Origin of the sequence: Blautia sp. MB18-30, from assembly GCF_023669475.1 — a bacterium.
Classification (GTDB): domain Bacteria; phylum Bacillota; class Clostridia; order Lachnospirales; family Lachnospiraceae; genus Blautia_A; species Blautia_A fusiformis.
Genome location: NZ_JAMOYY010000064.1, coordinates 1 through 8066, shown reverse-complemented (window position 1 = coordinate 8066; position 8066 = coordinate 1). Strand labels below are relative to the sequence as shown.

Below are 8066 nucleotides of genomic sequence, written 5' to 3'. Positions count from 1 at the left end.
ATGTATAATACAGATATACAAGAAACAAAGTGTTAGAAAAATTGCTAGGAACTTGGTAACAAAAATAAATCGACATTGAAAATGGAAAATGACTATGAAAAAATATGAATGTGAACCATGTGGATATATTTATGATCCGGCAGTAGGAGATCCAGACGCCGGTATCGCTCCAGAAACTGCATTTGAGGATATTCCAGATGACTGGACATGCCCAATCTGCGGATTAGGAAAAGATGTTTTCGTTCCTGTAGAAGACTAAGCAGAAAATGCAGGTACGAAACTGCCAGACATTAAAAGAGCCTAAGAGAACATATAAAAGAAATGGAGGTCAAATTATGACTTACGATTTAAACATTACCTTTGATGACAATTTAGTAACAGGAAATAAAACAATCGATACACAGCACAAAGAATTGATTGACCGTATCCAGAACTTTGTAACTGCCTGTCAAAATGGCGACAGCAAAGTAAAAGCAATCAAAATGCTGGATTATCTGGATGAATATACTGACTTTCATTTCAAAGAAGAGGAAAAGCTTCAGGAAAAATCCGGTTATCCAGAGCGTGAAAAACATTATGAAAAACATGAAGAGTTTAAAAAGACAATTCAAGAACTGTATGAATACCTTCAGGAGTATGAAGGACCAACAGATCGGTTCAGTGAACTTGTACAGAAAAATGTAATCGACTGGCTGTTTGGACACATTAAAACATACGACCGCTCTGTGGCAAAATTTATCTTTATGAAACAAAATCCAGACCGATGCTAAAATAAACCAGGGAACGAGTTCACTCAGAATGTAGACAACGTGATGAAGTAAATTAGGGGCTGTCACAATGCAGCCCCTTTCCTGTTATAGCGATATTCTAGGTAATATATTGCGCTGGCATGACATATTATTTTACTACTACTATATGGGAAGAGCAAGCAGCTCTTCTTTTTTTTGTCCTTTTTATCCAATTTTAAGTTGTAAAGTCTCTTTTCATTCGACAAAATTCTCCACAGACAGAGGATATGCGACGAGCATTGATATGAACATCTATTTATGGAAAGAGGATATTGAAGACGGGGAATCGGTAATGACAGCCGAATATAGACCTGTAGAATACGGAAAGGACTATGATGTTGTCAATAATCCTGATAAATTTCAACTATATATAGATGGAAAAGAGATTAAATAGTAATCTCCTGAAAGCAAGCTTTTTGTCAATTATTTCAAAGAAAAATTAAAGGATAACAATACATAGTTTTGACAATGATATTTTGAAAAAATTTATAGGAATGCTCTATTATCAAATTGACATAGGAATATGGTAGCGTATAATTAGAATTGAATACACTGAAAAAATGGAGGAATTACATGAAAGCACATAAATATTGGTCAGTAGGAGCATTGATCACAATGCTTGGGACTTTTTACACTGGATATAAAAAGCAAAAATCAAGTCACAAATACTTTGCTTTAAGTTCTATGTTATGTATGGTAATGGCGATATATACAGGTCATAAAATGATTACCGGGAATAGGAAGAAAAAGGCGAATAAAGAGAAAGATACAGAAAGGGAGGGATAAATAATGTTGGAAGTAGGGGTTAAGGCACCGGATTTTGAGTTGCCAGATCAAAATGGGAAAATACATAGATTATCGGATTATACAGGAAAAAAAGTGATTTTATATTTCTATCCCAAGGATAATACAGCGGGATGCACGAAACAGGCATGTGGGTTTTCTGAGCGATACCCTCAGTTTACCGAAAAAGGAGCAGTTATTCTTGGAGTCAGTAAGGATTCTGTATCCTCTCATAAGAGATTTGAGGAAAAATATGGATTGACATTTACACTTTTAGCAGATCCAGAGCGGAAAGTTATTGAAGCATATGATGTATGGAAAGAAAAGAAAAATTATGGCAAAGTCTCTATGGGAGTAGTAAGAACCACATATCTTATTGATGAACAGGGGATTATTATAAAGGCAAATGATAAAGTCAAGGCTGCAGATGATCCTGAAAATATGCTCAAGGAATTAGATTAATGAAGATAATATTATCCCCTGCTAAAAAGATGATTACAGATACTGACAGCATAGCGCCGGATGGATTGCCTGAATTTATTGAAAAGACGACAGAGATACAAAGTTGGTTGAAAAGTAAGTCAAAAGAAGAACTGAAGACTATCTGGAAATGTAATGACAAAATTACAGAACAGAACTTCAATAGATTGGAAAACATGGATCTTTATCATTTACTTACCCCAGCTGTCTTATCATATGAAGGAATTGCTTTTCAATATATGGCTCCATCCGTGTTTGAGGACAGTCAATTCGAGTATGTACAAAATCATTTGAGAATAATATCTGCATTTTATGGTGTGCTAAAACCAAGGGATGGTGTGACACCTTATCGTTTGGAAATGCAGGCGAAGGTTGGAATAGGAGAAACAAAAAATCTGTATGAGTACTGGGGAGATTTATTATACCGCTCAGTGATTGATAACAGCAGGATTATAATCAATCTGGCATCGAAAGAATACTCTAAGTGCATAGAAAAATATCTGACACGACAGGATAGATACATTACGATTACATTTTGTGAGTTATCAGGAGATAAACTGGTGACAAAAGGTACATATGCTAAGATGGCCCGTGGTGAAATGGTTAGGTTCATGGCTGAAAACAGAATTGAAAATCCTGAGGATATTAAGAAATTTGATAGACTAGGCTATTCATTCCGCTCTGATTTATCATCAGATGCAGAATATGTTTTTGAACGGAAAAAATGATGATTGAATGATTATTTTAAATAAAAGGTAATCAGTAATATTGATTATTATAATAATAGTAATTATTACTATTATCTATTGACAATAAACAGATTGAGATGCACCACGAAGAGAGATATCGTGCACTTCTTAAGAATATTGAAACTGCACAGGTGTTTGAAAAGAGTGAAGTTAAGGTATGGGAATGCCGTAACTGTGGACATGTTGTGGTAGGAACAAAGGCACCTGAGATATGTCCAGTATGTAACCATCCACAGAGTTATTTCGAAATACGTGAAGAGAACTATTAAAGAGAAGGAGATTATTACAAAGAAGAAAGTGATTATTAAAAAAAGCAGTAATGATAGGCTGTGGCTTTGTTGGTTCTGCATCGGTTGGTAAAGAAGCATTAAAGTTTAAGAATCGACGGATGCTTTGAAGAAAGTTATAGAAACAATTGGATTTTAAATTTTAAACATAGGAAGATAAAAAAGATGGAAGTAAAATATTATGTATGCAATCATTGTGGAAACATTATTGAAATGTTAAAGGATCAAGGCGTACCAGTAATGTGTTGCGGAGAGGCTATGCATGAGTTAAAAGCTGGAGTGACAGATGCTGCTGTTGAGAAGCATGTACCTGTATATACAGTGGACAAACAGCATGTACATGTTGTGGTCGGTGAAATAAAACATCCAATGCTTGATAATCATTTCATTGAATGGATTACACTAAATACAAATCAGGGTATTTATAGAAAACAGCTAATTCCAGGACAGGAACCTATTGCGGATTTCTGCCTCTGTGATGGAGAATATGTAGAAGAAGTATACGCATACTGCAATCTTCATGGACTCTGGAAATGCTAAAAACACTTGACTTTCGTGCTAAGATTACAAAATAATTCAGATACAACAGTAATATATGCTGTGTATTAATATATTTATAAGGAGGAATAAACTAATGAAATATGTATGTGACGTTTGCGGATGGGAATATGATGAAGAGGAAGGTTATCCTGAAGGTGGTATTGCACCAGGAACAAAGTGGGAGGATGTTCCAGAAGATTTTGAATGCCCATTATGTAATGTTGGAAAAGATCAGTTTTCAGAAGTTGAATAGAAGCCTAATCTTGTGTTAAATACAGATGGATAAACCAAAACCCTGGTGCGTGAGCAACAGGGTTTTTTATTGCGATATTTTGTGATGATATCACAGAAAATAATCTACCTTTTGCTTATAATGTAGTTAGAAACTAAGTAAGGAGGTAGTCTAAATGAGATTAAAAGATAAAGTTGCAATCATTACGGGTGGAAGCCGTGGTATAGGATTTGCTACAGCTGATAAATTCTTGAAGGAAGGTGCTTCAGTTGTGTTGGCAGCAAGTTCACAGGAATCGGCAGATGTTGCTGTAGATAAATTAAAAGAAAAATATCCCAATGCAATAGTTGCTGGAATTAGTCCAAATCTGGCAAGCATGGAGTCTGTCAGAAAGGCTTTTAAAGAGGCAACTGAAAAATATGGATGTGTCGACATACTGGTAAATAATGCAGGGATTTCAGAAAACACCTCATTTATGGATTATACAGAGGAGACTTTTGATAAAGTCATGGATCTAAATGTAAAAGGAGTATTTAATACTACTCGTGTAGCAGCAGAATGTATGGTGGCAAGAGGCAAGGGGGTCATTCTCTCAACTTCTTCCATGGTGAGTATTTCGGGACAGCCAAGTGGGTTTGCTTATCCGGCATCGAAGTTTGCAGTAAACGGATTGACTGTATCATTAGCAAGAGAACTAGGACCTAAAGGTATTCGTGTTAATGCTGTTGCACCTGGAATTACAGAAACTGATATGATGAAGGCCGTGCCAAAGGAAGTTATCGAACCTATGATTGAAAGAATTCCATTGCGTCGTCTTGGACAGCCAGAAGATATTGCCAACGCGTTTGTGTTTCTTGCTTCAGATGAGGCGAGTTACATTACAGGTGTTATATTAAGTGTAGATGGTATGGCAAGAAGTTAAGTTAATGAGGTATGGTGATGTAATCACGGAAAATAAATGAAATTAAGACTATAATAAATCTACAAAAAGAGAAAGATAAGGAGGACTGTAAAATGTCTGCTATTAATATCAATAAAAATAATTTTCAGAACGAAGTACTGAATTCCGATAAACCCGTTCTTTTAGATTTTTGGGCATCTTGGTGTGCGCCTTGCCGTATGGTAGTACCTATTGTAGAGGAGATTGCAAGTGAGCGTAGAGATATTAAAGTTGGAAAGATTAATGTAGATGAAGAGCCTGAACTGGCAAATAAGTTCAGTATTATGAGCATTCCAACTTTAGTGGTTATGAAGAATGGGAAGATTGTACAGCAGGTTTCAGGGGCGAGACCTAAGAATGCGATTTTAGAAATGCTTTAGGGGGGGGTGTGCTAATGGGATTTTTTGATCTCTTTAAACAGTCGAATATTAATCAAGGCATAGAAGAATATAAAAGGACTGATGATGCAGTTCTGCTGGATGTACGTACACCGCAGGAATATCAGGAAGGACATATACCAGAAAGTAAAAATGTGCCGTTGCAGCAACTTGACAATATTGCTTCTGTAGCGAAGAATAAGGATATCCCACTGTTTGTATACTGTTATTCCGGTTCACGAAGCCGCCAGGCAACTGGGATACTGCAACGAATGGGATATTCTAAAGTAAATAATATCGGTGGCATTGTAGCTTACTCAGGAAAGGTGGAAAAATAAGATGAAGGTAATAATTGTAGGAGGTGTAGCCGGAGGAGCTACAGCCGCAGCAAGAATACGCAGACTGAATGAACATGCTGAAATTACTGTGTTTGAAAGATCCGGATACATATCCTATGCAAATTGTGGACTTCCATATTATATTGGAGACGTGATCACAGACCCGGAAGAACTTACACTACAGACACCAGAGAGTTTTTTTAAACGCTTCCGTATTAACATGAAAATTCATCATGAAGTTATCTCCATACATCCGGAACGTAAAACGGTTTCAGTGAAAAATTTAGAGAATGGTGAGATATTTGAAGAAAAATATGATAAGCTGATCCTCTCTCCAGGTGCAAAGCCAACACAGCCGAGACTTCCCGGAGTAGGTATTGATAAACTTTTTACACTTCGTACTGTAGAAGACACTTTTCGGATAAAGGAATATATAAATAAGAATCATCCAAAATCGGCTGTATTGGCAGGTGGTGGTTTTATTGGTCTGGAACTGGCAGAAAATTTGAGGGAGCTTGGCATGGATGTTACGATTGTCCAGCGGCCTAAGCAGCTGATGAACCCTTTTGACCCGGATATGGCATCCATGATCCATAATGAAATGAGAAAACATGGGATAAAACTGGTACTGGGCTATACAGTAGAAGGATTTAAAGAAAAAGACACCGGAGTGGAGGTCCTGTTGAAAGATAATCCATCCCTTCAGGCTGATATGGTAGTTCTGGCAATCGGAGTCACACCAGACACAGTATTAGCAAAAGAAGCCGGTCTGGAACTTGGCATCAAGGAAAGTATTGTAGTGAATGACAGAATGGAAACCTCTGTACCGGATATTTATGCTGCAGGTGATGCAGTTCAGGTAAAACATTATGTTACGGGTAATGATGCGCTGATTTCTTTGGCAGGACCAGCCAATAAACAGGGCAGAATCATCGCTGATAATATTTGTGGCGGTGATAGTCGTTACCTGGGCAGTCAGGGAAGCTCCGTTATAAAAGTGTTTGATATGACAGCAGCCACTACAGGTATCAATGAAACCAATGCCAAAAAGTCAGGATTAGAGGTAGATACAGTAATTCTTTCTCCTATGAGTCATGCCGGTTACTATCCTGGTGGAAAAGTGATGACCATGAAGGTGGTTTTTGAAAAAGAGACCTATCGTTTGCTTGGTGCTCAGATTATTGGATATGAAGGAGTTGATAAACGTATTGATGTGCTGGCAACAGCAATTCATGCAGGGCTGAAGGCAACCCAGCTGAAGGATTTGGATCTCGCATATGCACCGCCTTATTCCTCTGCCAAGGATCCTGTAAATATGGCAGGATTCATGATAGACAATATAGCAAAAGGTACCTTAAAACAATGGCATCTGGAAGATATGGATAAGATTTCTAGAGATAAAAGTGTTGTGTTGCTGGATGTGAGAACTGTAGGTGAATTTAACAGGGGGCATATGGATGGATTCAAAAACATTCCTGTAGATGAACTGAGGGAACGTATCAATGAAGTTGAGAAGGGAAAGCCTGTTTACCTGATATGCCAGAGTGGGCTACGCAGTTATATTGCAAGCCGTATTTTGGAAGGAAATGGATATGAAACATACAACTTTTCAGGTGGATTCCGCTTTTATGATGCAGTGGCTAATGACCATGCACTGATTGAAAGATCATATGCATGTGGTATGGATTATTAGAAATAAATAAAATATTTTTATAGTTTGATTGTAATATAAAAAGATCCCCCATTTATTAGAATGACTTCCATAATTCTGATAAATGGAGGATTCTTCTTTATATGTTACAGAAAAACAATTTTATGACCTTTGGAGTGTTTCCAGTCTTTTTGGATCAAGGATTGTGATTTTGCCGCGGGAGAGTTTGACGAGACCCTCGCCTTGAAAGTATCGAAGCATTCGAGTGATAACTTCCCTGTGGGAACCAAGATGATTAGCAATCGTCTCATGAGTGATTTTCAGCTCGTTTGTTCCTTCGATAGAGGTCTCTTCTAAAAGAAATGAAGCAACACGCTTATCCAAACTCTTCCACATGATTTGTTCAATCAGCCACATGACATCAGAAAAACGGGTGGCCATTAACTCATTGGTATAGTTTGCGACGGGAGCAGATTCCTTCATAATGTCCTTATAGATTTCAGCAGGGATGATCCAAAGATCAGTATCTTTTTCTGCTTCAATGGTTACTTCAAATTGAATGGAGCGTATGATACATGAGGCGGATAAAAGACACATATCCATATCGAACAGACGGTAAAGTGTAATCTCCCGTCCTTCATCTGAAAGTATGTAAGTTCGAAGCTGCCCGGATTTAACCAGTAATAATCCAGTACAGTCCAGGTTTCCATTGTGAATGATTGTCCCTTTTTTTACATACTGTGTGATTAAATTGTCTGAAATTATTTTTTTCTGTGTTGTATTTAAGTCATTCCATAGTGGAAAACAATTTTCGAAGTTCATAACCGTTATCTCCTTTACGAACATAGTATACTTGCTTTTTTTAGATGCGTCAATTATGTAACTGGCATATGCCATAAAT

13 protein-coding genes and 1 pseudogene are annotated in these 8066 nt (G+C 37.2%); 13 read left to right on the top strand and 1 reads right to left on the bottom strand.

Translation table 11 applies throughout. The features are described 5' to 3' along the window. The first annotated feature begins 94 nt into the window (after positions 1–94). The 13 genes and pseudogenes from rd to NCY57_RS16095 all read left to right on the top strand — a co-directional run bounded on the left by rd (position 95) and on the right by NCY57_RS16095 (position 7207). Positions 95–259 carry a rubredoxin gene (gene rd, locus NCY57_RS16155; RefSeq protein WP_015524975.1) on the top strand — a complete coding sequence of 55 codons (165 nt, stop codon included), beginning with the start codon at positions 95–97 and terminating at the stop codon, positions 257–259. Positions 260–335: 76 nt separating this feature from the next. After that, positions 336–770, top strand: coding sequence for a bacteriohemerythrin (locus NCY57_RS16150; protein ID WP_015524976.1), 435 nt, complete (start codon positions 336–338; stop codon positions 768–770). Between the two features lie 262 nt (positions 771–1032). Then, complete coding sequence (locus tag NCY57_RS16145; protein WP_015524977.1) at positions 1033–1182, top strand: hypothetical protein; 150 nt, start codon at positions 1033–1035, stop codon at positions 1180–1182. 179 nt (positions 1183–1361) lie between these two features. Further along, the gene (locus tag NCY57_RS16140) at positions 1362–1574 is read left to right on the top strand and encodes a DUF6219 family protein (protein ID WP_005421604.1); all 213 of its coding nucleotides are present in this window, start codon (positions 1362–1364) and stop codon (positions 1572–1574) included. A 3-nt stretch (positions 1575–1577) separates the two neighbouring features. Continuing rightward, the gene (gene bcp, locus NCY57_RS16135) at positions 1578–2033 is read left to right on the top strand and encodes a thioredoxin-dependent thiol peroxidase (protein ID WP_005421605.1); all 456 of its coding nucleotides are present in this window, start codon (positions 1578–1580) and stop codon (positions 2031–2033) included. Beyond that, positions 2033–2779 (top strand): peroxide stress protein YaaA, encoded by a 747-nt coding sequence (yaaA, locus tag NCY57_RS16130; RefSeq protein WP_005421606.1) that lies wholly within the window; start codon positions 2033–2035, stop codon positions 2777–2779. Before bcp ends, yaaA begins: the two co-directional genes overlap by 1 nt. 89 nt (positions 2780–2868) lie before the next feature. Then, positions 2869–3069 (top strand): annotated as a pseudogene (locus NCY57_RS16125) (rubrerythrin family protein); the annotation flags it as partial. A 183-nt stretch (positions 3070–3252) separates the two neighbouring features. Then, positions 3253–3627, top strand: a complete 375-nt coding sequence (locus NCY57_RS16120; protein ID WP_015524981.1) for a desulfoferrodoxin family protein — start codon at positions 3253–3255, stop codon at positions 3625–3627. Positions 3628–3721: 94 nt separating this feature from the next. Continuing rightward, entirely contained in the window at positions 3722–3880 is a 159-nt protein-coding gene (locus NCY57_RS16115; RefSeq protein ID WP_005339874.1) for a rubredoxin, read from the top strand. A 154-nt stretch (positions 3881–4034) separates the two neighbouring features. Then, a complete protein-coding gene (locus tag NCY57_RS16110; RefSeq protein ID WP_005421611.1) occupies positions 4035–4781 on the top strand; it encodes an SDR family NAD(P)-dependent oxidoreductase in 747 nt (248 codons plus the stop codon). Positions 4782–4873: 92 nt separating this feature from the next. Next, positions 4874–5179, top strand: a complete 306-nt coding sequence (trxA, locus tag NCY57_RS16105; protein ID WP_005421612.1) for a thioredoxin — start codon at positions 4874–4876, stop codon at positions 5177–5179. Between the two features lie 14 nt (positions 5180–5193). Continuing rightward, positions 5194–5514: a rhodanese-like domain-containing protein gene (locus NCY57_RS16100; protein ID WP_015524982.1), complete on the top strand. Its 321-nt coding sequence runs from the start codon at positions 5194–5196 to the stop codon at positions 5512–5514. Between the two features lies 1 nt (position 5515). Further along, a complete protein-coding gene (locus NCY57_RS16095) occupies positions 5516–7207 on the top strand; it encodes an FAD-dependent oxidoreductase (RefSeq protein ID WP_059085769.1) in 1692 nt (563 codons plus the stop codon). A gap of 120 nt (positions 7208–7327) precedes the next feature. On the opposite strand, the gene NCY57_RS16090 is transcribed toward NCY57_RS16095, so the two are convergent. Beyond that, on the bottom strand, positions 7328–8011 hold the full coding sequence (locus tag NCY57_RS16090; RefSeq protein WP_059085770.1) for a Crp/Fnr family transcriptional regulator: 684 nt from the start codon (positions 8009–8011) through the stop codon (positions 7328–7330). Positions 8012–8066: the final 55 nt, after the last annotated feature.